This is a genomic window from Paenibacillus germinis (genome assembly GCF_013141785.1).
GTDB classification, from domain to species: domain Bacteria; phylum Bacillota; class Bacilli; order Paenibacillales; family NBRC-103111; genus Paenibacillus_E; species Paenibacillus_E phytorum.
Map to the genome: position 1 here is coordinate 126,761 of NZ_WHOC01000019.1, position 25,536 is coordinate 152,296.

The window sequence follows — 25,536 nt, forward strand, 5'->3', positions numbered from 1 at the left end:
ACCCCATTTCTATACGCCTGATCTTAGTGAATGTATAATACTTGAAGCTATTTCAATAGACTGTTCGTCTGTTTGAAATTCATCACGAAAGGAATCACCCAATACCTTATTAATCGCCATGCCGAGGGATAGCGCATCCAAATCATCTAGATGTTTAGTGATATAAATGGTTATCGTTCGCGTTTCACCATCATACTCATCATCCGGACAATCCATCGCTAGAAGCTTTACGGGGTCCCATCTATCGATGTGGTGCTTCACGACCTCCATAATTGGCGTAGGGTCATAAGGTAGGGATTCTAAATATTTATTCTCTTTCATGATTTCCTTTTTAATACTCCAAAGCATAACATTCATTTTCGTCTGATCAGATACTGCTCTAAATTTCAATAGAAAAGCCTCCTTTACAGGACGCTTTCTCGATCTTCTGTCACAATCTTTTCAGACCGTTCAATTATCGCCCCATTGAAGTTTAGCATTTTCCCTGTACCTTGGGCAATACATTCCATCGGGTGCTCAGCGAGATGAACCGGAACGCCTATGTCTTGCTGAAGCCTTTTATCCAATCCTTCCAGCAATGCGCCGCCCCCACATAACAGAATACCCTGCTCCATCACATCACCAGCAAGTTCCGGCGGGCATTTCTCCATCGCGAGTCGAATGCATTCTAGGACCGATTTCACAAAATCATCCATAATCTCGTAAATTTCCTGTGATGAAATTGATATTGTCCTAGGCAAACCCTGCATAAGGTCACGCCCTCTTATATCCATTTTCACTTCTTTCACAGGCATCACAACGGCAGCGACGTTCTTCTTGATTTCCTCCGCAGTCCGTTCTCCAATAGCCATATTATAAGTTTTCTTCACATATTCAATGATATCCTGATCGATCGACATGCCTCCACGTCGAACCGACTCACTTACGACAATACCACCCAGAGAAATGATGGCTACTTGGCTTGTCCCTCCGCCGATATCAAGGACCATACTACCAATTGGCTCTGCAACTGGAAGCCCGGCGCCCATTGCCGCAGCCAGCGGCTCCTCGATAGTGATTGATCTCCTTGCTCCTTTATGTACAATCATCTCTTCGACGGCGCGTTTTTGCACATTCGTAATTCCGCAAGGCACTGAAATCAGCACTTGGAAGCTGCGAAACCATTGATAACCTCTTTTTATTTTGCCAATAAAATATTTCAGCATCGCTAAGGTCATATCAAAGTTAGCTATAACCCCATCTTTTAAGGGATAGATGACTTCCACATTAGCCGGAGTTCTCCCTATCATGTCATAGGCTTCCTTGCCAAAAGCTTTAATTTCCCCCGTATCCGTTTGAATGGCGACGACAGACGGCTCTGACAATACAATCCCTTTTTTTTGTTGATAAATAAGTGTGTTACAGGTCCCCAGGTCTACTCCAAACAGTTCTTCCAATCTCTTTAACATGACTCGCTCCTTCTCGCTGTTCAATAGACTATGCCCATAGTAGCGTGTATATTATTTGATTTTGACTTAACTGCATCTTCATACTTGTTCGCATAAAGCAGCCATTCTAGGGGGGTAACCCAAAAAATGCCACCCACCATATAGGTGAGCGGCACTCTCAAGTAAGCTTAATTTAGTTCGCAGCTGCTGGTTCTGCTACTGCTTTATAAGCTGAGGAAACGTAAGTTACGGCTTTTGCCTCCGTTATCACATCAGCATACATCGTGTCCGGTTTAGGATCTTGCAAGGTATACGAAATCACCGCTTGACCGTTTTGGTCAAATCGAACATTTTGAATGGCAATACTGTAACCTGAATTCGGTTTTTGACCTCTTGATAAGGTAACCTTGTTCACATCTTCGGTTACTTTCTCAACGGTTACGGATACATCTTCTACAGGTGCCGGTTTTTGGATATGTGTTTCTAAGACGCGCATCGCATTGAAGATCCACCCTGCAGCTTCGCCACGAGTAAGTTCGGCTTTGGGATTAAACATACCTTCCTTGTCAAGGTCGGCAATTTTGTATAGCAGCAATCGCTGTAAAGCGCCTTGATATTCGGGAGTGATCTGAGCCTCATCTTTGATCGGTATAAACATTTTCACTAGCGGGAAATTGCCCTTCTTTTCTAAAGCACGTACGAGCATTTCCCCAAATTGTTCACGAGTTATCGTAGCGTTCGGGTTTACATCCTTAGGAATGTTCATGCCGTTGTAGTGCGCTATGATAAAGGCATCCGCATACCAAGCATCATTCGGAATGCTGGTATAAATGTCAGAAGCTAATGGCTGTTTAATAAAACGCAATGTATCCATGTTTAAATTCATGCCTTTAACAATCATTTGAACGGTTTGTGCATAACTAATCTTTCCTTTTGGGACGAAATGATCCTTATCAATACCGCTCACGATTCCGCGTTCTTGCAGTGCAGAGATTGCTGCAGCTTGTCCGTCCTCTACATCCGTAAAAGCGAAGGCACTGCTAAAAGTCAAACTGCTTACCAAAGCTGTTGTTAAAGTTAAAGCTGCTATTTTTTTCATAGTTAATTCTCTCCTTTTAGTAGGTTATCTTATTACAAACTCTAAACGTTTAGTACGTGATAAATGTTTCAGTGATTTTAAAAAAAATAAAAACCGAAGGATTTCCCCCGGCCTAATCATCTTTTAAATGAAGTTCAAACTTAATTGCTGATTATAATTTATTCTCCTTAATTTTTTGAACGACATACGTCAAACAATCACTCTTAAGCAGAATTTTACGCCCATTTCTCTCTATATTAAATTGCAATGCTTTTAAATTAGTGAAGGTTATTTCCCAGTCTGGATACGCCGATGATAATAACTGTTTCGCTTCATTTGTTGTCAAATTAAGTTCCATAAATGGATCTAATTCCATTCCTGATACTACATCTATTTCTTGTATGTTGGTGCTCATAATAACGCAATTAATCCCGTTCTCTTTCGTTCCTAGTGCCATTCTTTCTAAGACTTGAATAAATTTCGGGACTGATTCCACATGTTCTAATGCAGAAACCGCAATGATGTAATCAAAATGATTCTCTTCGATGATATAGTCTCCAATGTCTGATAGCTTCGGTTCTATGTACGCACGAACTCCATTCTGTTCACTATAATCTACTAATTTCTTAAGTGCAGATTCAATAATATCCACACAAACAATTTGTCCTGTCTGGCGTTCCTTTAGTGATTCAGCAATTGGAATACTGTTTCTGCCCACTCCACAACCTAAATCTAATACAGTGAGATTTTCTTTGGAGTTAAAATGAGTTAGTGTATCCATCACTGTTTTTACTGGTTTTGAGAGCCATGATCCCTCTTCAAATAATTTGTAGTTATCATAACAAGCTTCATGATATTTTCGCTCTTCATTTCTAATGATTTTGATCCTATTATCCATTTTTGTTTTCCTCATTTTCTTTTCACATAAATAACATTCACTTTACATCCACATAACTCATAAGTAATAACTCTTTGTTAAAATAAAAAGACGATACGTTCCTATCCAAAAACTTTAAGTTAGAAAGGAACTACACGATGCCCGATAAACACTCTTACGAAGCTGCTTTTAAACATGAGTCTTCTTTACGTTATTGGGAAATTTTGAAATCAACTGCCCGCTATGTGCTTTCTCGCACGATGATAAGACGATGGCGCACTGACCGAATTGTACTGCCCGGTTCATCTCGTATTCTGTATGTCGATCCAACCGAAAACCGCGGAAGAATTCTGTATATGACAGGTGGAATGACGCAACCAAGGCTGAATCTGTTTTGGAAAACGGCGGTTGCCTCATTCCGACCAACTTTGATCGTAGACGTAGGAGTAAATTATGGCGAATGCCTATTTTCCGTAACCTATCCCAAAAACAGTAAAGTAATTGGAATTGAAGCCAATCCTAATTTACTGCCGTATATTGAGCGTTCCAAGAAAGTACATCCTAACCGCAAAAGAATTAACACCATTTATGCTATGGCTTCTAACGAAGATAGCGATAAGCAATCTTTCTTCATTAACAAATACTGGTCTGGCCTTTCAACCGCAGCTCTTGGCAAGGGGGGCGTTTCGAAGCATTACCAACAACACGATATTCCCAGCATTACACTTGACTCTATACTTAGCCAGTATCAGTTGGATAAAGAAAAACTCTTATTTAAAATCGATGTGGAAGGTCATGAAGAAAAGGTTATTCAAGGGATGCTGCAATCCATTAAGAATTGTCCTAATATACTTGGATTTATTGAATTTGACAGTAAATATTTAGCCAAAAGTGATACGGATGCCCATGCATTTTTATCTTTTTTACAAGAACATTTCGACCTTTATGTTTACTTGAATAATCAGGATCTGTACCACTTCGAGCAAATTTCTCTGGAAAAACTGCAGCTGTTATTCAAAAAGAAACATATTCACACAGATATCATCTTGGCCTCACCTAACATGACGATTCCAGAGATCTATTCGCAGATTATACGATTGGATTAGTACAGTTTACATATCCAGCAAAGCATTCTTTAGAGCGAGCCTAGGGTATCCTTCCGCTAGCTTTAAAATAACAGAATCATTCAGCATTATATTAAGATCAACAATATTTAACTCGTCAGTAGGGAGATATTCTTCAATCCAATGTTGTGTCAAGAAAATTTGATCATTTAGAGATCCCAAGATGCTTCTATTGTGAGTTTTAGTGAAAATCAACTTGTCCATGTTCGATAAAAACAAATTAACCTCTTGATCTGTGAATTGATCTGCTCTTAAGACAATCTCTAAATTTTTCAAAAACAAATGTTGAAAGTCTTTAACATGTTCTTTCCTGACCCCATAAAGAACTACTTGGTATCTTGTTAAATCGTTCATTATCATTACACAGTTCTTTCTGCCCACCTTAAACAAATGAGCATGCCAACTATTCAGTGGTCTATATCCCACTTCCGGAATTGGTGAAACTGGAAAATTGCTTAAATCAAATACTTTCTTTGTACATGCAATAACTGCCATTAATGTTCACTACTTTCTTATTGTAATTGTTCAAGATTTTAATCAGCTTACCTTATAGTTTCTTTCTCATTACATACCAGCTATCTGTCCGATCAGGATAAAACTTATGTTCAATTACTTCATATTTGAGTCTTTTATACATGTCTATGTTTTCAGGAATCGACAACCGTACCGCAACTTTTGATTCTTTAATTCCCAGTGACAATGCTTTATTTTCTATAAAATTTAATAATGATTTACATATTCCTCTTCCGCGATATTCCTGTATAACTGAAACTCGCCCAATATAAATATAATCTTCAATAAATCTATATCTAGCCGAGCCTACAGCCTTAATTCCATGCCATGCTAATACGGCTCCCCCACCTTCTTTAAGTACGAAATACAATGTCTACTTCTTCTATTTTTGCTTCTCTAATTTCTATTGACAATGTAACACACTCCACTTATTATTTGTGATCTCAATCCTCATGTTTCTCATTTAACCATTTGTTCAAAATTTCTTTACCAGTTACAATTTCAAATGTTTTTATAAAAAACCATGTAAACCCAGAATAGAAACCTATAAGTGGGTAGCGAAACGATGCCGGTTTATTCCCCTCAAAATAGAAATGTCCTACCCATGATAAAAGGTAATGTAATATGGCTAGGATTAGCGTTACTTTCAGGTCATAAAACAAAAATAGCCAAGCCATAAAAGCCGACATAAACGCAAAATAGTGTAGTATTCGATTGGTCTTATTCTGATGTTCTTTCAGATAATAATCTAAGTCGCATTGAACTCGAACTATGAACTTCTTTTGTCTCATATCAGTTTTTCCTCATTTATCATTGTCCATATCTTTATTTTTCTCATTTGCTTTTTTCAAATATGTCTCAAGCTCGCCTTCAATTTCTGCATTAATCTTTTCAAGTTCCTTTTGTTCGGATTCACTTCGCACTTCAAGTTCAAGTTCAAGTTCCTCTTCAATTTCCTCATTCGTCATATGAAAATCGTTACGATCCACGATGCCTAATCGTTCTTTAATTCTCTGAATATCTTCATACATTTTTTTGTTTCTTTGATGTGTACTTAAAACAAGCCCAAAAATAACAGCAAGTATAACAATTCCCCCAAGTGGCCCTAGATAAATAGAAATCAGTATTGCAAATATAATGGCTGTAATAATTCCAATAATCGTCATTCGTTTATTCCTTTCAGTGGTTGATCCATTTTTTATCATAAACTTCCTTTGGTTTAATTCAATAAATCCCAAAATATCCCTGCACAAAATCCCTCCTTTCTCAAAAATTCTTATGGTCGAATCAAAATGGACAGCCCTATGTGTAGTGACTGTCCATTGGTATCCTTTTTTTTAACCATGATACGAATAAAATCCCTGACCAGATTTACGCCCCAAACGACCTGCTTTTACGTACTTCCTAAGAAGTGGACACGGACGATATTTCGAATCCTTAAAGCCTTCATAAAGAATTTCCATGATGGATAGACATGTATCCAACCCGATGAAATCCGCCAACTCTAGCGGTCCCATGGGGTGCTTCATGCCTAGCTTCATCACGGTATCTACCGATTCAACAGATGCAACACCTTCATAAACGGTAAAAATAGCTTCGTTAATCATCGGCATCAAGATTCGATTCGACACAAACCCAGGGAAGTCTTTCACTTCCACAGGGGTCTTCCCCATCCTTTCACTCAATTTATATACTGCTTCGAACACTTCCTGCGAGGTTTCCAAACCACGGATGACTTCAACTAAAGGCATAACCGGTACTGGGTTCATGAAATGCATGCCAATCACCTGGGAAGGACGTCCCGTGACCGCGGCGATTTCTGTAATGGGAAGCGATGACGTATTCGATGCCAATATTGCCCTAGGCGGGCAAATGGTATCTAGCCTTTGGAATAGTGAAGTTTTCAACACCATATTCTCGGAAATGGCTTCTATCACAAGATCTACCTGTTCCGCTTGTTCCAATTGCTCCGAAGGTTGTATTCGACTCAGAATTTCAGCCTTCCTTACTTCTGTAAGACCTCCCTTCTCAACACCTCTAGCTAGTTGTTTGTTTATCGAAACTAATCCTTTGTCAATAAACGCCATGGAAATATCATGCAATAGCACCTTCAAACCCGAAGCTGCAGCAACCTGAACGATGCCGCTCCCCATTTGTCCCGCACCTACAACCATGATAGTCTGTATATTCATCTATTCACCCCTCCCACTAACTTATGGATCTACATGCAAAAGAATGGCGTCTCCTTGAGCTGCTCCACTGCATATCGCGGCTATTCCGTATCCTCCGCCAATTCTCCGTAGTTCATGGATCAAAGTCAATATGATTCGCGCCCCGCTGGCGCCAAGGGGATGACCAAGTGCAATCGCTCCCCCATTTACGTTGACTCGCTCCGGATTCCAGCCAAGTAATCTTCCACTGGTCAGCATAACAGCCGCAAAGGCCTCATTCACTTCGAACCTGTCGATTTGCTCCAACGACAAATCTGTTTGACGCAATAGCTTCAGAATCGCCAGAGCTGGTGTGGTCGCGATATATGGCGCTCTTTCACCTACAGCAGCGTGACCAATAATCCTCGCCAGAGGCTTTATCCCTTGAGAAACAGCCTTCTCTTTGGACATGACCACCATCGCTGCAGCGCCGTCGTTTACACCGGGGGCGTTCCCAGCTGTTATGGTGCCATCCTTTGTGAATAAAGAAGGTAATCCGGCAAGCTTTTCAAGACTTGTATCTGGTCTAGGGACTTCATCTTGACTAATCTCAATCGTTCCACCCTTACTCTCGATAGTTACAGGGACGATTTCCTCCGCAAAATATCCTTTTTTCATCGCTTCTACTGCTCGAATATGACTGCATAGAGCCCAGTCATCCTGTGCTTTGCGGCTAATTCCGAACTCTGCGGCAACCGTGCTGCCATGAACGATCATATGCACGTTGTGAAATGAACACCATAGACCGTCATGAATCATGAGATCCACGAGGCTTTGATCCCCCATTCTTGCTCCCCATCGGGCGCTTGGCAGAGCAAACGGTACGTTGCTCATGCTTTCCATCCCGCCGGCTACGATAATATCTGCATCCCCTGTACGTATGATTTGATCGGCCATTGTCACACTTCTCAACCCGGAAGCGCACACTTTGTTAATGGTCTCCGTCGTCACGCACCAGTCCAAACCGGCCCATCGGGCAGCCTGACGAGAAGGCATTTGTCCCGTTCCTCCCTGCAGCACCATCCCCATAATCACTTCGTCAATGGTTGCCGGATCAATCGAAGATCGGAGGATTGCCTCTTTCATCGCTGTTCCTCCAAGAACGACAGCGGGAACTTCTTTCAAGGCACCGCCCAACTTCCCGAACGGAGTTCGGGCACCGCCTACAATTACACTTTCCCTCATGGATTCACCCCCCATCGTTCTCAATAAATGATCGTTTCTTGATGATATTGTTCCAAATAATACTTAACCCGCTGCATGAACCGGCTGCAAATCAACCCGTCCACAATCCGGTGATCATAGGAAAGGCAAAGGTTGGCTATCGATCGGATCGCAATCATCTCCTGAATAACTACGGGCTTACGTACGATGGACTCAATTGTCAGTATGGCTGCCTGCGGATTATGAATGATTGGACAGGAAAGCAAGGATCCTACGGATCCGGTGTTACTAAATGTAAATGAACCCTCTATTAAATCGGATGGCAGCAAGGAACCACTTCGCGCCCTATTGACCAACTCATACAGCTCAATCGCGATTCCTGCTATGGATTTACGATCCGCATGATAGATCACAGGTGTTACGACGGTATCGTCGGCAATAGCAACAACTATCGATAGGTTTATATCTTTTTTGAGAAGAATGCTGCCCGAGTGCCAGGTTGAATTCAGCATGGTGAACTCCTTCAAGGCATTCACGATCGGTTTCAATACGAACGGACTAAGCGAAAGCGGGACGCCCTCTCTTCGCATAAAGTCGTTTTTCAACTCTTGCCGCAAGGCGACGAGGTTACTGACATCCACTTCGATCATCATCCAAGCATGGGGATTTTCAGAGTTCCTCTGCATACCCAGCCTCCTTCAGATTTCCGCTAATTGGCGCATGGCTTCTTTGACGATGTCCACATTCGGCAGGTAAAACTTCTCTAAAGTTGGCGCCATGCCAACAGGAGGAATATCGGGAGGGCAGCATCTCATAATAGGTGCATCCAATTCGTATAACAGGTGTTCCGCTATTAGAGCCGATATTTCAGCACCAATGCCACCTGTTTTATTATCTTCGTGTACGATCAATATTTTACCGGTTTTGGCTGCCGCCTCATAAATAGCAGGCTTATCGAGTGGATGAAGCGTCCGCAAATCCAATACCTCTGTACTAATTCCATCCTGCTCCAGCTCGAAAGCCGCTTTAATCACATAATGTACCGACAAACCGTAGGCAATCACTGTGATATCCGTCCCCTCGCGCCTTATGGCTGCTTTGCCAATTGGAACGGTGTAATCTTCTTCAGGTACTTCATCTGATATCGAAAGATAGCATTTCTTATGTTCGAAAAAAAGGACAGGATCTTCGTCCCTCACTGCCGCTTTCAGTAAACCTTTGGCATCATAGGCTGTAGATGGCGCAACTATCTTGAGTCCTGGAGTGCCGAAAAAGACCGATTCCGGACACTGTGAATGATACAATCCGCCTCCGCCTGTCGCCCCGTAAGGTGCGCGTATGACGATTGGACAATGCCAGTCATTATTCGAGCGATAACGAATTTTTGCTGCCTCGCTTATGATTTGATTAGCCGCCGGGAAAATAAAATCGGCAAACTGGATTTCCGCTATCGGCCTCATCCCGACCATAGCCGCTCCAATCGCAACACCCACAATGGCTGATTCAGAGAGAGGCGTGTCAAGGACTCTCAATTCACCGAACCGATCGCGCATGCCTTTCGTCGCATTCAAAACGCCGCCCTTCCCAATATCCTCACCGAGCACAAATACATGCTCATCGCGTTCCATTTCTTCTATCATCGCACGGCGAATGGCCTCCAAATACGTTAAGATTGACATTTTAAGCATCACCCCCGTCTTCCGCATAAACATGCCGTAATACATCCTCGGGAGCCGGATAAGGGGCTTTTTCAGCATATTTCGTTGCTTCATTTACTTCTTTTGTAACACTCTCATTCAGCATTTGTTCGATCTCTTCGGTCATAACCCCGCATTCGATCAAATAACGACGAAACCGCTGCAAGCCGTCCTGCTCCTTATGGTACTCTACCTCTTCTTTCGTCCGGTACAGCATATCGTCATCCGCTGTGGAATGTGGCGGTATCCGATAAAGCATCGCTTCAATCAACGTCGGCCCGTACCCGCGAACGGCACGCTCCCTCGCTTCTTTGACCGCGCGATACACCTCCAGCGTGTCATTGCCGTCCACACGCTGCCCTGGGAAGCCATAGCCTGCGGCACGATCAACAACACGTCCAGCCACTTGTCTATGCGCAGGAATGGAAATGGCATACTGGTTATTTTCGCATAGGAAGATAACGGGCAGCTTGAATACACCGGCAAAATTGAACGCTTCGTGCACATCCCCTTGGTTGCTCGCCCCTTCGCCAAAGCTGACGAAAGCTACATGGTCTTCCTTCCTCATCATAGCCGTCAGTGCGATGCCGACAGCGTGTAGGGCCTGCGTGGCAACCGGACTTGATCCAGAAACAATATGATGCTTCTTATAGCCAAAATGCCCTGGCATTTGCCTGCCTCCGTTAATGTCTTCCGCTTTAAATAAGGCTGCCAGCATGAGTTCACGCACGGTCATACCCACCGTTAGGACAAAGGCATAGTCCCTGTAATAAGGCAGAAAATAGTCATGCTGCTTATTTAATGCGAACGCCGCTGCTACCTGGGTCGCTTCTTGACCTACACTAGAGATATGAAAGGCCGTTTTGCCTGAGCGTTGAAGAAGTGTGGCTCGCTCGTCAAACTTCCTCGCTTTGAGCATGAAGGAATACATCTTCAGCACCTGTTCATCGGTTAATCCGAGCTGTTGATGCTTGCTAACTTGCTGAGAAGACATAGGAACCCCTCCTCTCTCCTGCTGCTACATATTTCTTCGATATTGCCCGCCTACCTGATAAAGCGCGTGAGTAATTTGCCCCAAGCTTGCAACCTTGACCGTTTCCATCAATTCGGCAAAAATGTTGCCTCCATCAAGCGCAATTTGCTGCAGCTTTGCCAAAGCCTCGGGTGATTCTGCTTGGTACCTCGAGAGAAACTCCCTGAGATTCGTAATTTGCTGTTCTTTTTCTTTCGACGTTGCGCGAGCTAGCGGGATATTCATGTCCTCATCTTTGGAAGGATTGGGATGAAGGAACGTATTCACGCCAATAATGGGCAGCTCGCCATGATGTTTTTTCATTTCATACAGCATCGATTCATTCTGGATTTTACCCCTTTGATACTGAGACTCCATAGCTCCGAGTACACCGCCCCGTTCACTAATTCGTTCTAACTCCTGCAGCACAGCCTCCTCAACCAAATCGGTTAATTCCTCGATGATAAACGAGCCCTGCAGCATGTTCTCGTTTTTAACAAAACCAAGCTCCTTCGTGATGATCAATTGAATAGCCATTGCTCGACGTACAGATTCCTCCGTTGGAGTTGTTATCGCCTCGTCATAAGAATTCGTATGCAGCGAGTTACAGTTATCAAGAAGGGCCATCAGTGCTTGCAGCGTGGTTCGGATATCATTAAAATCAATTTCCTGCGCATGCAGAGATCGCCCTGACGTTTGGATATGATATTTCAGCTTTTGACTGCGTTCATTCGCGTTGTATTTGTTCTTCATAACCGTAGCCCATATTCGCCGGGCCACTCGTCCAATCACCGTATATTCCGGATCAAGTCCATTGCTGAAAAAGAAGGACAGATTCGGTGCGAAGTCATCAATCGGCATGCCTCTAGCCAAATAATACTCAACATAGGTAAATCCGTTAGCTAGTGTAAAAGCGAGCTGTGAAATCGGATTCGCCCCTGCTTCGGCAATATGATAGCCTGAAATAGAAACCGAATAATAGTTACGAACTTCATGATCGATAAAATATTGCTGAATATCGCCCATCATCCGAAGTGCGAACTCTGTGGAAAAAATACACGTATTCTGCCCCTGATCCTCCTTCAAAATGTCAGCCTGTACCGTCCCCCTCACCGATTTCAGCGTCTGCCCGCGGATATGGTTCGCCTCCACGTCCGTAGGTCGTCTTCCTTGCTCCCGGGAGAATCGTTCGATCTGGAAATCGATCGCCGTGTTCATGTACATCGCAAGAAGTATTGGAGCAGGACCGTTGATCGTCATTGAAACTGAAGTCAACGGATCGCATAGATCGAACTCGGCATACAGCTTCTTCATGTCGTCTAGTGAACAGACACTAACCCCGCTCTCACCGATCTTGCCGTAAATGTCCTGCCGTTCATCAGGATCCTCCCCATACAAAGTGACGGAGTCGAAAGCCGTACTGAGACGCTTTGCTTGATCATTCTGCGACAAATAATGAAATCGTAGATTGGTTCGTTCCGGCGTCCCTTCGCCTGCAAACTGCCGTTTGGGATCCTCAGCTGTTCGTTTGAATGGAAAAACACCTGCTGTAAAGGGAAATTCCCCCGGAACATTCTCACGGTACATCCAGCGAATGAGATCTCCTGCATCACGGTATTTGGGCAGGCTAACCTTCGGGATGTCCAGACCTGACAAGCTTGAAGTTGTTAACTCTGTCACGTATTCTTTATCCCGTACTCGGGTAGTAAAGGTTTTGCCTGTGTATTTCCTTTGCAGCTCCGGCCACTGGGCAAGTAGATGGCGAGTTTCTTTTTGCATACGTGTTTCTAGATTCATCTTAAGTGTTTGCAGGACTGATATACTTTCGACTGCTCCAAGTTCCTGCTGTAGGGCTGTTATCGCCCCTTCAATTCGGTAGCAAGTAGTGGCCAACTCGGCTTCCCTTTCTGCGTACGCATGATACGCCCGTACCGTATTCGCGATTTCTCCTAAATACTGTGTGCGATCAGCTGGTATGATGACATGTGTCTTGGGCGCATGTCCAGATGAAAAGCCCTGAATAGGCCACTGCAAAGCACATTTTCGATTCAAGGTATCGATGAGTGCACGGAATAATGTATCCACGCCAGCATCGTTAAATTGACTAGCCATCGTTCCATAGACAGGCATGGTTTCAAAATTCAAATCAAATAAACCATGATTTCTTTGAACTTGCTTCTTCACATCTCGAAGAGCATCCGCAGAGCCTCTTCGGTCAAATTTATTAATCGCAATTAGATCCGCATAATCAAGCATATCAATCTTCTCTAATTGCGAAGGTGCACCGAATTCACTTGTCATCACATAGAGCGACACATTGGCTACTTCGGTGATCTGATGATCACCTTGACCAATTCCGCTGGTTTCCACCAAAACGAGATCAAAGCTGGCCGCCTTCAAGATGGCAATGGCAGGACCGATTGCAATGGACAGCTCATTGCCCGATCCCCGTGTTGCCATACTCCGCATATACACGCGGTCGTTGTGAACAGCATTCATGCGGATGCGATCCCCAAGCAAAGCGCCGCCGCTTCGCTGCTTGGTTGGATCGACCGATAGGATGGCGATGGTTTTATCCGGGTACTGACGCAGAAAACGCTGGACTAATTCATCGGTTAGGGAGCTTTTCCCCGCTCCGCCAGTGCCTGTGATGCCAACAACCGGACATGTGGCCCCAATCGACTGTTTACTTAATGTCTCTATCTCCGATTTCGATTCCCTGCTTTCACTAACTAGTTCGGCAGCTGTAATGAAGCGGGCTATCGACCTATGATCATTGATTTGCCCTACTTCGCTTACTTCGTAATCTTTGGCATAGCCAGAAACCGTACTAAAATCACACTCCTTCATCATGAAGTTAATCATTCCTTGCAAGCCAAGCTCCCTTCCATCGTCAGGCGAAAATAGGCGAGTAACGCCGTAGTCATGAAGCATTTTGATTTCCGAAGGAAGGATCACACCCCCTCCGCCACCGAAGATTTTAATCTCGGGAGCCCCTTTTTCCCGCAATAAATCAATCATATAAGTAAAGTACTCGACGTGCCCGCCTTGATAGGATGATACGGCAATTCCCTGAACGTCCTCTTGAATAGCTGCTTGCACAATCTCCCTAACGGATCGGTTATGCCCTAGATGAATGACTTCCGCTCCACTGGCTTGAAGAATTCGCCGCATAATCGTAATGGACACATCGTGGCCGTCAAATAAAGCCGAAGCCGTTACGAATCTCACCTTATGCTTCGCACGATAGTTGGTTTCCGAACCCACAGTTGACACGGCTGCACCTCCCTTCCTCAATCTGTCAGAAGGCTTCGAGAAATAATCACTCGCTGGATTTCGTTCGTCCCTCCATAGATTTGCGCGATCTTAGCATCGCGCATATAACGTTCAACGGGGAAGGCTTTCGTATAGCCATATCCCCCGAAGATTTGAACAGCTTCCACTGTCACCTCCATGGCCGTATCTCCAGCAAAAAGCTTGGCATAAGCTGATTCCTTGCCATATGATAACCCCTGACCTTCTCGCCAAGCCGCTTGATACGTCAGCAATCTTGCCGCTTCGATTTTTGTTGCCATATTCGCCAGCTTAAAACCAATCGCCTGCTGCTGCGCAATTGGCTTTCCAAACTGCTTGCGTTCTTTGGCATAGGCCAACGAGACATCCAGTGCTCCTTGCGCGATCCCTACCGCCTGAGCCGCGATTCCGATTCTAGCGCCATCAATCGTGCGCATGGCGATTTTAAATCCTTCTCCTTCACTTCCGAGCAGGTTTTCTATGGGGATGCGGCAGTTGTCAAAACGGATCTCCGTCGTTGGCGATGAACGAATGCCCAATTTTCTTTCCTTTTTGCCAAACGTAAATCCGGGTGTGTCTTTCTCTACGATAAACGCGCTGCAGCCTTTGTCATTTTGCGAAGGATCTGTCAAAGCGAACACGATATAGATTTCCGCTGCACCTGCATTGGTAATGAGTTTTTTGGATCCGTTTAATACATAGTGATCTCCATCTCGCATGGCTGTCGTTCCCATGGATCCAGCATCTGAGCCTGAGCCGATCTCTGTTAGACTATATGCCCCAAGCTTCTTCCCTTCTGCCATGGGACGTAGAAACCTTATCTTCTGCTCCTCCGTTCCAAAGGTATAAATAGGCCAGCTCGCAAGCGAAATATGTGCGGACAGAGTAATACCCGTAGAAGCGCACACTCGAGATAGTTCCTCTACAACAAGACAATAGGTCAGATAATCGGAGCCAAGCCCACCGTAGTTCTCAGCCCAAGGAATCCCTGTCAGACCAAGCTCACCCATTTTGTTAAATAAGGTCCGATCAAACCGTTCATCCTCATCTCGAAGGGCAGCACTAGGTTCCACCTCGTTTTCGGCGAAATCACGGACCATACTGCGAACCATTTCCAGTTCCTCCGACAAGCTAAAGTCCATGTCATAACGACCTCCTCTTGATGACTTATGTGTATGCAAAGACCCCACCGACAACAGGAGATCAGTGAGGATGGTTCATAGGCCGCTACTCATTTTCACTCAAAATCGTTTTGGCAATTTTTCCATCTAATGCTTCATAATCGTAATATCGAATCGTATCATACAGCTCACTCCGGGTTTGCATACGGCTGAGAGAGCCCTTTTGAGTTCCGGTTTGACTGATTTCCTCAAAAACTCTTTCATAGGCCTTAGCTGCTACGCGAAGAGAAGTGACAGGATAAATGACCATATGAAATCCCCAGCTTTCAAATTGCTCCGCCGTATAATAAGGCGTACGCCCATATTCCGTCATATTGGCTAAAAGTGGACCCTCCACTTCTTTGCTGAAGCGTTGAAAGTCCTCTTGATTCTCCAGCGCTTCTGGAAAAATCGCATCAGCTCCCGCAGCAAGATATTGCTGTGCTCTATGAATCGCTTCATCCATTCCCTCGACGCTCTTCGCGTCCGTACGCGCAACGATAAATAACGTCGGACTCAAGGCTTTGATCGTTCGAATTTTCTGAATCATCTCCTCAGACGAAATGAGCTTCTTTCCATTCAAATGTCCGCATTTTTTCGGCATTTCCTGATCCTCTATTTGAACGGCTGCGACCTTCGCCTCCACCATTTCCTTAGCTGTTCGTGCTACGTTTAAAATACCGCCGAATCCGGTGTCTATATCGACAAGTAGAGGAAGACCGGATGCACGAACCAGCTCACGGGCACGTTCCGCCACCTCATTCGAGTAAATGAGGCCTAAATCAGGCAGTCCCCTGCTAGCTGTGTAAGCAGCTCCAGATAAATAAATGGCTTTAAAATGAGCCTGTTTAGCTATTCTTGCAGCCATTCCGTCGTGGGTACCAGGAATTTTGACAATTGGACCAGCACCAACAAGCTGACGAAATTCAGCGGCCAATCGTTGTTGATCCGGTTCTTCTTCAATCAGCCATGACATAAAGACCTCCTGCATCTCGCCGATTTTATTAACCTGTGGTCATATAATAAAAAGCGCCATAAACTCATGAACAGGCGTTTGAATCAACCGCTCATAGTCAAGGGAAAGCTTCCGTATTTCTGTCGTCTTCTTACGAGGAAACCGAGTTAGTAAATTTGCTTCAAATTTCTCAATAACCTTAGGTAAACCTTCCTCACGCCGCCTTCGATGCCCGATCGGATACTCGCAAACGACTTTCTCCGTTTTCGTACCGTCTTTGAAATGAACTTGGACCGCGTTGGCAATCGAGCGTTTGTCTGGATCCAAGTAATCCTTGCTGTACTGCTCATCCTCGACAACGACCATTTTCTCCCTAAGTGCATCAATCCGAGGGTCTTTAGCGACCATTTCTTCGTAATGCTCAGCGGTCAATGTACCAAACATCAGCCCAATCGCAACCATGTATTGCAGGCAATGATCTCGATCAGCTGGATTATGCAAAGGTCCCTTCTTATCAATAATCCGAATCGCAGATTGATGGGTAGTCAAAGTGATGTGAGCAATCTCGTCCAGTCGCTTGTGTACCTTAGGGTACAGCTCCAGTGCGCACTCGACGGCTGTTTGAGCATGAAATTCAGCAGGAAATGATATTTTAAATAAAATATTCTCCATCACATAGGAGTCTAGTGAACGTCCTAATGTGAGTTCTTTTCCTTGAAACAAAACATCTTGGAAGCCCCAGTTTTTTGCAGAAAGTGCCGATGCATATCCCATTTCGCCACCTACAGCCATCAAAGCTAAACGTACCCCACGACTTGTGGCATCACCGGCAGCCCATGATTTACGTGAACCTGTATTCGGAGCATGTCGATACGTTCTTAAGCTTGCACCGTCAATCCATGCGTTAGAAAGGGCGCTGCACAGCTCTTCTCTGTTCGCCCCCAACATTGCCGCAGCAACGGCAGTCGAAGCTATTTTCACAAAATGAACATGATCCAGCCCTACACGGTTTAAGCTGTTCTCAAGAGCAAGCACTCCTTGAATCTCGTGCGCTTTAATAGTCATAGTGAGGACATCCTTCATAATAAGCGGCTTTTTCCCCTCAGCAACTCTATTGCGGCTAAGATAATCGGCGACGGCAAGAATACTGCCTAGATTATCCGATGGATGCCCCCATTCAGCAGCCAACCATGTATCGTTATAATCCAGCCAGCGAATCATACAGCCGATATTAAAAGCCGCATGGACAGGGTCTAGCTCGTATCTCGTACCCGGCACACGGGCACCACCCGGTAAGCTCGCACCTGGTACAATCGGACCCAAATGCTTCGTACAATCCGGAAATCGCAAGGCGAGTAATCCGGTGCCAAGTGAATCCAATAAGACATGCTGTGCGATGCGATACGCTTCCTCACTTTCAATCCCTTTTGCCAATGTATAATCGGCAATCTCCTCGATTAAGGGGTCAAAGGTCATCTCCTTATTTTCCAGATATCCAGAACTACTCATTCTTATTCGTCCTTTCTGCTTAAGTGACCCGACTGCTGAGGAGGGTGTAGATCTCGAGGTCCCTTATAATGAACGCGTGGTCGAAAGAGTCGATTATTATCATGTTGTTCGATCACATGCGCGCTAATGCCGATCGTTCGGGCAGCAAGAAATACCGGTGTAAACAATTCAATTGGAATCCCAAGCAAATAGTAAACAGGAGCTGCATAATAATCCAAATTCGGATGCAAATTCTTTTCTCGCTTCATGACTTCTTCACCAAGGACACACATGTTGTAGAGCTCTAGTTGATTTTTGTCTAATGCGAGTTCAGCAAGCGCCTCTTTCATAAGGAGTGCACGAGGATCCGCTTTTTTCATATAAACCCGATGCCCAAAGCCCATAATTCGTTCTTTCTTTGTTAATTTATTTAGTATGAGTGCTTCAAGATTTGCTTCCGATCCCGCTTCCAAAAGCATAGCCATGACCGCTTCATTCGCACCGCCGTGCAGAGTCCCTTTGAGTGAAGCAACCGCGCCAGTCAAGGCACCATAAAGATCGGATTGTGTGGATGCAATTACACGCGCAGCAAACGTTGAATTCGGCATTTCATGCTCACTATAGACGATAAGAGATTGATCAAAGATTGCTTCTTCCATCTTGGTTGGGACGCGTCCTGTGATCAAATATAAGAAATTAGCTGTATAGGATAACTCTTTGTTCGGGTCAATGAATGGCTGCTTCGTTTGCGCGCGATACCCGTTGGCAACAATTTCCGGCACTTTCGCTAGCAATCGAATGGCTTTCCGGGTATTGGCTTCTCTGGAACGATCCTCAAGATCGACGTCGTAACTAGCTATAGCTGAAATGCCTGTTCGCAGAACATCCATGAAGTCTGCTTGCTCGGGGAGTAGTTGTAGAATCGCGTTCACATTTGGAGGTAATCCATATTCCGATTTCAACTTCTCTTCGATCGAAAGCCGTTCATCTGGATTAGGCAGCGCTCCGTCTAGAAGCAGCCCCACAATGTCCAGATAGGTTACGTTTTGGGCAAGCTCAATTAGGTCATACCCGCGAACAACAATTTCCTCCTTCTCCACATCCAGATACGAGATGTTCGTCTCGCTAGCAATGACATTTTCAAGTCCAGAAATATAGCCGTCACTCATTTCATCGCTCTCCCTTCCTCCGTTCGTTCTTTCATTCAGTCAGTCGGCAAGAAGCATTCGTGATATCACAATACGCTGAATCTCGTTCGTCCCTTCGTATATCTGGGTCACCTTCGCATCGCGCAAAAACCGCTCTACAGGGAAATCCTTGGTATAGCCGTCGTCACCAAATATTTGCACAGCCTCAATGCAGACCTGAACAGCGGTATCACTGGCGAAAAGCTTGGCAATAGCAGCTTGCTTTCCATATGTTAACCCCTTGCTTTCCCGCCAGGCGGCCTGATAGGTAAGCAGTCTAGCTGCTTCAATGTGAGTTGCCATATCAGCGATTCTAAAAGCAATCGTTTGCTGCCCACCAATCGGCTTACCCAATTGATTTCGTTCTTTTGCATAAGCAATTGAAGCATCTAGAGCGCCTTGCGCAATTCCAAGTGCTTGAGCAGCAATTCCGATGCGTCCGCCATCCAGACTTTTCATGGCAATTCGAAACCCGTCACCTTCCGGCCCTAACAAATTCTCCACAGGAACACGGCAATTCTCAAACCTCAGTTCCATTGTCGGCGATGAACGGATGCCTAGCTTCTTTTCTTTGCTGCCAAAAATGAATCCAGCAGCTCCCTTTTCTACGATAAAGGCGCTGCACCCTTTTTGCCTTTGCTGCAAGTCCGTCATCGCAAAAATAATGTAAACCTCCGCCTCCCCTCCATTTGTGACAAATAGTTTGGAACCGTTAAGGACATAACGGTCCCCGTCCTTTATCGCTGTTGTCCTCATCGCTCCAGCATCGGAGCCGGAACCACTTTCCGTTAAGCTATAGGCTCCTAGTTTCTTCCCCTCTGCTAAAGGCCGCAAAAACTTTTGTTTCTGTTCTTCTGTGCCATACTTGTAAATCGCCCAACTGACTAGAGAGGTGTGAACGGAAAGCATAACTCCTGTGGAACCACATACCCTAGAAAGCTCTTCAATGACCATTGCATAGGTTAGAAAATCGGACGCAAGCCCACCGTACGCTGTAGGCCACGGAATTCCTGTCAAACCAAGCTTTCCCATCTTATCGAACAAATTTCGATCAAATCTTTCTTCTTCATCCCGCTGTGCAGCCGTCGGCTCTACTTCGTTAATCGCAAAGTCACGCACCATGGTACGAATCAAATTCTGTTCATCCGTATAGGACACATGCATTCGACTGCCTCCTTCGACATGATAGACATTCCTTCATGTTTCTGCCGAGGATATTTTTGGTCGATGTTTTGAAAATAGGACAAGCTGTAAACGCTTTCAGTTCTATGCTTTATATATACACCCTTTTACAAATGCTTATACCTTCGGGGCTGCACGATTTTAATTGACTCTTACTCCCGCTGAAAAAAATGAAAGAGCCAGACCTTTGTACGGGTTGGCTCTTCCAAGTTCATTGTTATTCCAGTATTTATACCAGTTCTTTGACCAATTGTTGATTTTTCTTTCCAAAAGATACGAAATAAAGCAATGTGCTTGCTATAACAACTAAGCATAATATCAGAATGAGATTGCCGTACAGGTAGGCGTGTGAGTCTGAAATTAAAGGGTGAAGTGGAAAAGCAAGCAGCTCTTTCTCCATCACTTTGGCAACGAGTGCCGTCACGACTGCTCCGGAAATCGTTGAGGTCATATTGAAAAAGCCCATCCCGACGCCAATCTGTTGAACCGGCAAAATTTGCGTAATCGTTTCCGTTAACGCCGTTTGCATGAAAGAAAATCCGATGTACATCATGATGAGGGCTGCACCAATGTACCATACCCAAAGACCGATGGATGAAGATTGAAGTAATAGACTAGCTGCGATTAATATCAATCCTAGATATACAACATAATGGCTTCCTCGCTTGACCGTCATATTGCCGGCCACTTTACCAAATACGACCGCGCTAATGGCTCCAGGAAACATAATAAGTCCAATATGTTCTGTATCAAGACCGTATATTTTACTTAGCATCAGCGGTATGACGAACATGACTGACATCACAGTGCCAAAAATGAGAAAGCCGATGATGAGACCATTTCGATAAAGAGAATTTGTGAAAAGTGCAGGTTCGACGAACGGCTCCTTCGCTCTGCGAATATGAACGATAAATAGCGTAAGAGCTATCAATACAATTCCCAAGTAGATCCAATTTCCTTCCGTCGTAAACAAAATCAGCGTTGAAATGACTATTCCCAACAGTACCGTTCCTACAACATCCAATTTTCCTGCTTTGCGCGGTTCCACTGGCAGAAACTTTTGAAAAAAAGGAATAGCGATGACGACGGGTACCGAAACAAGAAACAAAAAGGCCCAGTGGAAAGATCCTGCAATATAACCACCAAGTACCGGACCAATCCCAATAGCGAATGAAACGGTCGATGTAATGATACCAAACATTCTCCCCCGTTCTTTCACTGTGAAAAACCGGGCTACCATGACGAAAATCAAGGCTGGGATAGCTGACCCACCTGCCCCTTGTATGGCCCGAGATAAAATGACAGCGGGATACCACGATTGGCATACAAAACCCAATATTGACCCAAAAGCGTAAAGGGAGATCCCTATTGTAATCAATTTTTTGATGCTGTACATATCGGAAAGCTTACCGAATATAACCATTCCCATACCGAAGACGATAAAAAAGATCGTAACTACCCAACTTACACCGGAAGCATCCAAGCCGAATTGCTTGGCAATACTTGGGGTGGATACGTTGAATACGGATTCATTCAAAACGGCAAAAAAGATGACATAATAGATCCAAAGGACACTTTTCTTTATTTCTGAATTGCCCTCTTCAGATTTGGTTTGACTCTCAACGACATTCATTTTGACTGGCTTCCTTCCTCTTTACGAATTTTTAAGTTCATTTCATTGATCTTACTATTCATTTACCCCTCGATTCACCCCATTTTTTACCAACTTAGTTTCTTCTCCCAGTGTACCAAACGCACGTTCTCATGTATAGTAGTTTACACAACAAAAATTTTTGTATAACATACAAAGCTTCGACTAAAGAAAAACTGCCCCTCTCTGTCGCCAGAGAGTAAGCAGTCAATAAAATGGCCCTAATTAGTTTACATCCACACTCACTGTAGCATGAGAAGCCTCGCTATAAATGGTAATCTTATGAGTGCTGTCGTTCTGTGGCTTGGCAGTCAGTCTAACCTCAAAGCGGGCGTTCCCATTTTCATCAAATAAATCAGTTGTTCCTAGCGATGTACCCGCCTTTACAATCTCAAGGTTTGGATTTTCAGGCGATACAACAGGCGTCAAGCTCTTTGAAGTGACCTCATTTTGATCAAACTGTCTTTTGATAATCGGATTCCCATACTGGTCAAACAATTTCAATGAAATGGAAGCTTTATCGCCCACATCAATCAATCTTGTTTTCATATTCGAATAGGTAATTTTGTTCGGTTCAATGAAACTGAGTACAGGTGCGTTGCCTACTTTGAAGCTTCGAGCTGCACTAAGCTTGCTATTATTCACATAAATAGTTACGGGTATATAATCTTTCATCTGAGAAGTATTCGCCTCTTTGATGTTAGCAATAATAACGAGGTTGCCCCACTCATCCTTTTTAAAATCTGCTGGAGCTGAACCAGCAACAATGGCCGTGAAACCCGACGTGCCAAGGGACGCGGTCTCTCCGTATTGATTCATCGCTTTCACTCTAACCGTTGCAGCTGAGCTGTTCGCAATGGTTTCTTCTGGATTGACGAAGTTGATTTCGGTCACCTGCTCCGCTTGTGCTCTGAAATAGACTTCATTTCTTGATACAGTTGATACGTCTAACCCAGAAATAGCAGCTGTATACTCTCCTTCACTGATCGGTGAAGATGTGAGTAAAGTAGCCCATTTGCCATCATCAGACCAAGTCACAGTTACCGGAACATTCAATGTTCCTTTGCTTAATGTAAGGTTAGCTTTTGTCTTGTCTACCGTTTGATTAAACCAAACTTTCACTTTGCTTGCTCCAATAGCCTGTGCGCTAACTAACGCGATTTTACCTGGTATATATTGTTGTTTTGCTTCATAAGCGCCTGTTACCAGGAGTTCGCGGGTAGCAGGCATTTGACCTTCGAAAGCACCTATTGTTTCTGGGAGAAGCTTCAAGTTCAAGGCAAGAGCTACGTACCCTTTGGCCCAATTAGAGACGGATCCATCTGTTAGTGTCTTATTACCTGCCTCTGCATCCTTCCCTAAAATTCGAATCAAGAAAGTAGCTAACTCCTCCTTCGTCACTTGTCCAGCTGGGTTGTAAGCACCATCGCTAACGCCATTTGTAATTCCAGCTGTTTTCAAAGCTTCAATATACGGTAATGCGTAGCCATTAGCTTGATTATATGTACTTACATCCGTAAAAGAGGAAACTCTTAAACTTGCATTAATCGGAAGATCCAAGATCATCGCCGCAACTTTAGCGAACTGTGCCCGGTTCATTTGACTCTTTAATCCGAAAGTCGTTTCGGTCATCCCATCAAAAATACCCGCGCTAATCATCGCATCGAATTTGACTTTAGTAGCGGCGTCCAGTTGGTTCAAATCTGAGAAGTCAGCTGACGTTTTGCCGAATGCAACAGATGAGAACACGGATAAAGCCATTGCGGATGTTAGTACGAAAGATAGTTGTTTTTTCATAACGTTTCATCCTCCTAAGTCTGGGTTTTGTGTTGATAGGAATTTATACCCAGCTGCTTTGAGATCGAAACGAAATGGTTTGAAATATTTTACAATTACCGACTTGCTTGATACTTGGATAGATTCCAGGAAGGCCATGAATTGTCTCCGGAATCTGATTTAATGCGATCTATGGTTGCTTGTATCGACACCAACTCAGGGTGCTTGGCTTGCAGTTCCTTAAGTGGCGGGACCACGTCGGTTGAAAGTCTCCCCAGATATTCAAGGTCGATGATTCCCGTTCTTTCGTACCGCTCCATATTGTTGATGACGATTCGTTGTTCAATATTCATATAATTCATCATCAGATAGGCAATAATTGCCGTTGTGATAACAGCTTTTGACAAGGACATCCGCTCCATCCAGATTCGGAAAAAAGCAATGATAAACAGTACACCTAAGAAAATCATGAAACCATGAACAAGTAATCTCGTTTGCGTGAAGCCATAAGCCTCTTCATACAACGAAAGCCTTCCATAAGCGGAAATGAGCATCACGATCGTGCATCCGACGAGCATCGTCAGCAGCCCTTTTCGAATGGTTTCACCTACATGACCGCTGCGGCGGATCCAGTGCAAACCTGGAAATAGCAGCGAAATATTGATGATAGCGACGGCAACAAGCTCAGCAAACCCTCTTCGCGCGTACTCCGCATAGAGAACACCATTTGGTAAAAACCCATTCGCTGCTCCGAATAAATAAGAGAACTGAATGATAGCGAACAGTATATAGACAACATTGACACACACCAGTAAAGTACCTGCTGTTATTGGATCAATCAGAAACTTTTTGCTCACAGCGGCTGATTCCTCACTTAACTCTTGAGGCGTTTGGCTGACTTCAATGACTTTAGGAAAAAGAATTCCCCATAAATAGCAGAACGTGTATAGGGTTATTGCAATCCCAAAGCCGGTTCGTACAATTCCCTCAGCAATAGATATTCCGTTGAACCATTGCGGGATTCCGGCCATCCAAGATTGAAAAACTCGATCCGCAGAAGCTAACAACCCAATAACGATGAACAAAATGGGGGCTGCCAACAAAAGGCCTGCACCAACTTTCCCCATTTTCCCCCAAACAGACTCCTTTTCGGACTTTCTACTCGGCAGCCAAGCTTTGATCATCCCAAAAGGTACAGACAAGTAAGCTAGCGGCCTACCAAAGCAATGTCTCAGCAGATCCTGCAGGAATGTAGCGTGATACCATGCATGCTTACTATTGCGTGATAAGACAATCGTCTGCATCGCAATGCATATGGGTAAGGCAAGCATATTAAGCGTATGGAACAGATTGTTTGCAAACAATGTATAAGTCATAGCAATTAATACAACTGGAGCTAGAAGGAACCAACCCGCTTTATTTTGTCCTTCCCACGGCTCAAAGCCGCCTAATCTTCCTTTTATGGCGTAAAAGTAAAGGCTGTAAAAGCCAGCCACACTAATGAGAACAGAGATGCCGGCGGCATGGTCAATAAACATGTATTGAACCATGAAACCAAATAAACATGCGTACATAAGCATTAAACCGTATTTTCTTTGCCATGGAGCAGGATCTCTCATTGGACTTTTTCTCCTTTGTTTTACAAATGGTAAGACAGCAAAAGCATTTGTTATTTCCTGCCCTTTATTGTAACCTGTAAAACAAGAACAAAAAGTGTAAGTTTAAATTTCATAATTTCATA

The 25,536-nt window shown here is 44.2% G+C and carries 23 protein-coding genes; 1 reads left to right on the plus strand and 22 read right to left on the minus strand.

The window, feature by feature from the left end; translation table 11 throughout:
* Positions 1-9: 9 nt before the first annotated feature.
* From GC102_RS02875 to GC102_RS02890, 4 genes are all read right to left on the minus strand, one after another.
* Positions 10-390 carry a hypothetical protein gene (locus GC102_RS02875; RefSeq protein WP_171688150.1) on the minus strand — a complete coding sequence of 127 codons (381 nt, stop codon included), beginning with the start codon at positions 388-390 and terminating at the stop codon, positions 10-12.
* A 14-nt stretch (positions 391-404) separates the two neighbouring features.
* Positions 405-1,448 (minus strand): rod shape-determining protein, encoded by a 1,044-nt coding sequence (locus GC102_RS02880; RefSeq protein ID WP_171688151.1) that lies wholly within the window; start codon positions 1,446-1,448, stop codon positions 405-407.
* A gap of 172 nt (positions 1,449-1,620) precedes the next feature.
* Entirely contained in the window at positions 1,621-2,526 is a 906-nt protein-coding gene (locus GC102_RS02885; protein ID WP_171688152.1) for an S-layer homology domain-containing protein, read from the minus strand.
* 151 nt (positions 2,527-2,677) lie between these two features.
* Positions 2,678-3,403 (minus strand): class I SAM-dependent methyltransferase, encoded by a 726-nt coding sequence (locus tag GC102_RS02890; protein WP_171688153.1) that lies wholly within the window; start codon positions 3,401-3,403, stop codon positions 2,678-2,680.
* 137 nt (positions 3,404-3,540) lie between these two features.
* Between GC102_RS02890 and GC102_RS02895 the strand changes: the two genes are divergently transcribed.
* Positions 3,541-4,488, plus strand: a complete 948-nt coding sequence (locus GC102_RS02895; protein ID WP_171688154.1) for an FkbM family methyltransferase — start codon at positions 3,541-3,543, stop codon at positions 4,486-4,488.
* 6 nt (positions 4,489-4,494) lie between these two features.
* Here GC102_RS02895 and GC102_RS02900 read toward each other — a convergent pair whose 3' ends face one another.
* The 18 genes from GC102_RS02900 to GC102_RS02985 all read right to left on the minus strand — a co-directional run bounded on the left by GC102_RS02900 (position 4,495) and on the right by GC102_RS02985 (position 25,414).
* Entirely contained in the window at positions 4,495-5,001 is a 507-nt protein-coding gene (locus GC102_RS02900; protein WP_171688155.1) for a DUF6933 domain-containing protein, read from the minus strand.
* A gap of 52 nt (positions 5,002-5,053) precedes the next feature.
* Positions 5,054-5,389 (minus strand): GNAT family N-acetyltransferase, encoded by a 336-nt coding sequence (locus GC102_RS02905; RefSeq protein WP_171688156.1) that lies wholly within the window; start codon positions 5,387-5,389, stop codon positions 5,054-5,056.
* Between the two features lie 73 nt (positions 5,390-5,462).
* Positions 5,463-5,810, minus strand: coding sequence for a DUF962 domain-containing protein (locus tag GC102_RS02910; RefSeq protein ID WP_171688157.1), 348 nt, complete (start codon positions 5,808-5,810; stop codon positions 5,463-5,465).
* A gap of 12 nt (positions 5,811-5,822) precedes the next feature.
* Positions 5,823-6,185: a hypothetical protein gene (locus GC102_RS02915; protein WP_171688158.1), complete on the minus strand. Its 363-nt coding sequence runs from the start codon at positions 6,183-6,185 to the stop codon at positions 5,823-5,825.
* Positions 6,186-6,356: 171 nt separating this feature from the next.
* Positions 6,357-7,211 carry a 3-hydroxybutyryl-CoA dehydrogenase gene (locus GC102_RS02920; RefSeq protein WP_171688159.1) on the minus strand — a complete coding sequence of 285 codons (855 nt, stop codon included), beginning with the start codon at positions 7,209-7,211 and terminating at the stop codon, positions 6,357-6,359.
* Between the two features lie 21 nt (positions 7,212-7,232).
* Positions 7,233-8,414, minus strand: coding sequence for an acetyl-CoA C-acetyltransferase (gene mmgA, locus GC102_RS02925; RefSeq protein WP_171688160.1), 1,182 nt, complete (start codon positions 8,412-8,414; stop codon positions 7,233-7,235).
* Between the two features lie 20 nt (positions 8,415-8,434).
* Positions 8,435-9,079 (minus strand): 2-oxo acid dehydrogenase subunit E2, encoded by a 645-nt coding sequence (locus tag GC102_RS02930; RefSeq protein WP_171688161.1) that lies wholly within the window; start codon positions 9,077-9,079, stop codon positions 8,435-8,437.
* Between the two features lie 12 nt (positions 9,080-9,091).
* Positions 9,092-10,072: an alpha-ketoacid dehydrogenase subunit beta gene (locus GC102_RS02935; RefSeq protein ID WP_171688162.1), complete on the minus strand. Its 981-nt coding sequence runs from the start codon at positions 10,070-10,072 to the stop codon at positions 9,092-9,094.
* A gap of 1 nt (position 10,073) precedes the next feature.
* Entirely contained in the window at positions 10,074-11,084 is a 1,011-nt protein-coding gene (locus GC102_RS02940; RefSeq protein WP_171688163.1) for a thiamine pyrophosphate-dependent dehydrogenase E1 component subunit alpha, read from the minus strand.
* A gap of 24 nt (positions 11,085-11,108) precedes the next feature.
* Positions 11,109-14,369, minus strand: a complete 3,261-nt coding sequence (icmF, locus tag GC102_RS02945) for a fused isobutyryl-CoA mutase/GTPase IcmF (RefSeq protein WP_171688568.1) — start codon at positions 14,367-14,369, stop codon at positions 11,109-11,111.
* Between the two features lie 26 nt (positions 14,370-14,395).
* The gene (locus GC102_RS02950; protein ID WP_171688164.1) at positions 14,396-15,538 is read right to left on the minus strand and encodes an acyl-CoA dehydrogenase; all 1,143 of its coding nucleotides are present in this window, start codon (positions 15,536-15,538) and stop codon (positions 14,396-14,398) included.
* An 85-nt stretch (positions 15,539-15,623) separates the two neighbouring features.
* A complete protein-coding gene (prpB, locus tag GC102_RS02955) occupies positions 15,624-16,532 on the minus strand; it encodes a methylisocitrate lyase (RefSeq protein ID WP_171688165.1) in 909 nt (302 codons plus the stop codon).
* Positions 16,533-16,571: 39 nt separating this feature from the next.
* Positions 16,572-18,020: a bifunctional 2-methylcitrate dehydratase/aconitate hydratase gene (locus tag GC102_RS02960; protein WP_246320710.1), complete on the minus strand. Its 1,449-nt coding sequence runs from the start codon at positions 18,018-18,020 to the stop codon at positions 16,572-16,574.
* Positions 18,021-18,022: 2 nt separating this feature from the next.
* Entirely contained in the window at positions 18,023-19,168 is a 1,146-nt protein-coding gene (mmgD, locus tag GC102_RS02965) for a citrate synthase (RefSeq protein ID WP_171688166.1), read from the minus strand.
* Positions 19,169-19,207: 39 nt separating this feature from the next.
* Positions 19,208-20,350: an acyl-CoA dehydrogenase gene (locus GC102_RS02970; protein WP_171688167.1), complete on the minus strand. Its 1,143-nt coding sequence runs from the start codon at positions 20,348-20,350 to the stop codon at positions 19,208-19,210.
* Positions 20,351-20,597: 247 nt separating this feature from the next.
* On the minus strand, positions 20,598-22,001 hold the full coding sequence (locus GC102_RS02975; protein ID WP_171688168.1) for an MFS transporter: 1,404 nt from the start codon (positions 21,999-22,001) through the stop codon (positions 20,598-20,600).
* A gap of 243 nt (positions 22,002-22,244) precedes the next feature.
* Positions 22,245-23,816: an S-layer homology domain-containing protein gene (locus GC102_RS02980; protein ID WP_171688169.1), complete on the minus strand. Its 1,572-nt coding sequence runs from the start codon at positions 23,814-23,816 to the stop codon at positions 22,245-22,247.
* Positions 23,817-23,911: 95 nt separating this feature from the next.
* A complete protein-coding gene (locus GC102_RS02985) occupies positions 23,912-25,414 on the minus strand; it encodes a DUF4153 domain-containing protein (RefSeq protein ID WP_171688170.1) in 1,503 nt (500 codons plus the stop codon).
* Positions 25,415-25,536: the final 122 nt, after the last annotated feature.

Bases quoted from the DNA above. Each gene is read 5' to 3' on its own strand.
- GC102_RS02930 (WP_171688161.1), bottom strand. From the start codon at position 9,079: ATGCAGAGGAACTCTGAAAATCCCCATGCTTGGATGATGATCGAAGTG.
- prpB (WP_171688165.1), bottom strand. From the start codon at position 16,532: ATGTCATGGCTGATTGAAGAAGAACCGGATCAACAACGATTGGCCGCT.
- GC102_RS02960 (WP_246320710.1), bottom strand. From the start codon at position 18,020: ATGAGTAGTTCTGGATATCTGGAAAATAAGGAGATGACCTTTGACCCC.
- GC102_RS02880 (WP_171688151.1), bottom strand. From the start codon at position 1,448: ATGTTAAAGAGATTGGAAGAACTGTTTGGAGTAGACCTGGGGACCTGT.
- GC102_RS02935 (WP_171688162.1), bottom strand. From the start codon at position 10,072: ATGTCAATCTTAACGTATTTGGAGGCCATTCGCCGTGCGATGATAGAA.
- GC102_RS02975 (WP_171688168.1), bottom strand. From the start codon at position 22,001: ATGAATGTCGTTGAGAGTCAAACCAAATCTGAAGAGGGCAATTCAGAA.
- GC102_RS02970 (WP_171688167.1), bottom strand. From the start codon at position 20,350: ATGCATGTGTCCTATACGGATGAACAGAATTTGATTCGTACCATGGTG.
- GC102_RS02940 (WP_171688163.1), bottom strand. From the start codon at position 11,084: ATGTCTTCTCAGCAAGTTAGCAAGCATCAACAGCTCGGATTAACCGAT.
- mmgD (WP_171688166.1), bottom strand. From the start codon at position 19,168: ATGAGTGACGGCTATATTTCTGGACTTGAAAATGTCATTGCTAGCGAG.
- GC102_RS02980 (WP_171688169.1), bottom strand. From the start codon at position 23,816: ATGAAAAAACAACTATCTTTCGTACTAACATCCGCAATGGCTTTATCC.
- mmgA (WP_171688160.1), bottom strand. From the start codon at position 8,414: ATGAGGGAAAGTGTAATTGTAGGCGGTGCCCGAACTCCGTTCGGGAAG.
- GC102_RS02890 (WP_171688153.1), bottom strand. From the start codon at position 3,403: ATGGATAATAGGATCAAAATCATTAGAAATGAAGAGCGAAAATATCAT.
- GC102_RS02985 (WP_171688170.1), bottom strand. From the start codon at position 25,414: ATGAGAGATCCTGCTCCATGGCAAAGAAAATACGGTTTAATGCTTATG.
- GC102_RS02900 (WP_171688155.1), bottom strand. From the start codon at position 5,001: ATGGCAGTTATTGCATGTACAAAGAAAGTATTTGATTTAAGCAATTTT.
- GC102_RS02895 (WP_171688154.1), top strand. From the start codon at position 3,541: ATGCCCGATAAACACTCTTACGAAGCTGCTTTTAAACATGAGTCTTCT.
- GC102_RS02910 (WP_171688157.1), bottom strand. From the start codon at position 5,810: ATGAGACAAAAGAAGTTCATAGTTCGAGTTCAATGCGACTTAGATTAT.
- GC102_RS02885 (WP_171688152.1), bottom strand. From the start codon at position 2,526: ATGAAAAAAATAGCAGCTTTAACTTTAACAACAGCTTTGGTAAGCAGT.
- GC102_RS02950 (WP_171688164.1), bottom strand. From the start codon at position 15,538: ATGGACTTTAGCTTGTCGGAGGAACTGGAAATGGTTCGCAGTATGGTC.
- GC102_RS02920 (WP_171688159.1), bottom strand. From the start codon at position 7,211: ATGAATATACAGACTATCATGGTTGTAGGTGCGGGACAAATGGGGAGC.
- GC102_RS02915 (WP_171688158.1), bottom strand. From the start codon at position 6,185: ATGACGATTATTGGAATTATTACAGCCATTATATTTGCAATACTGATT.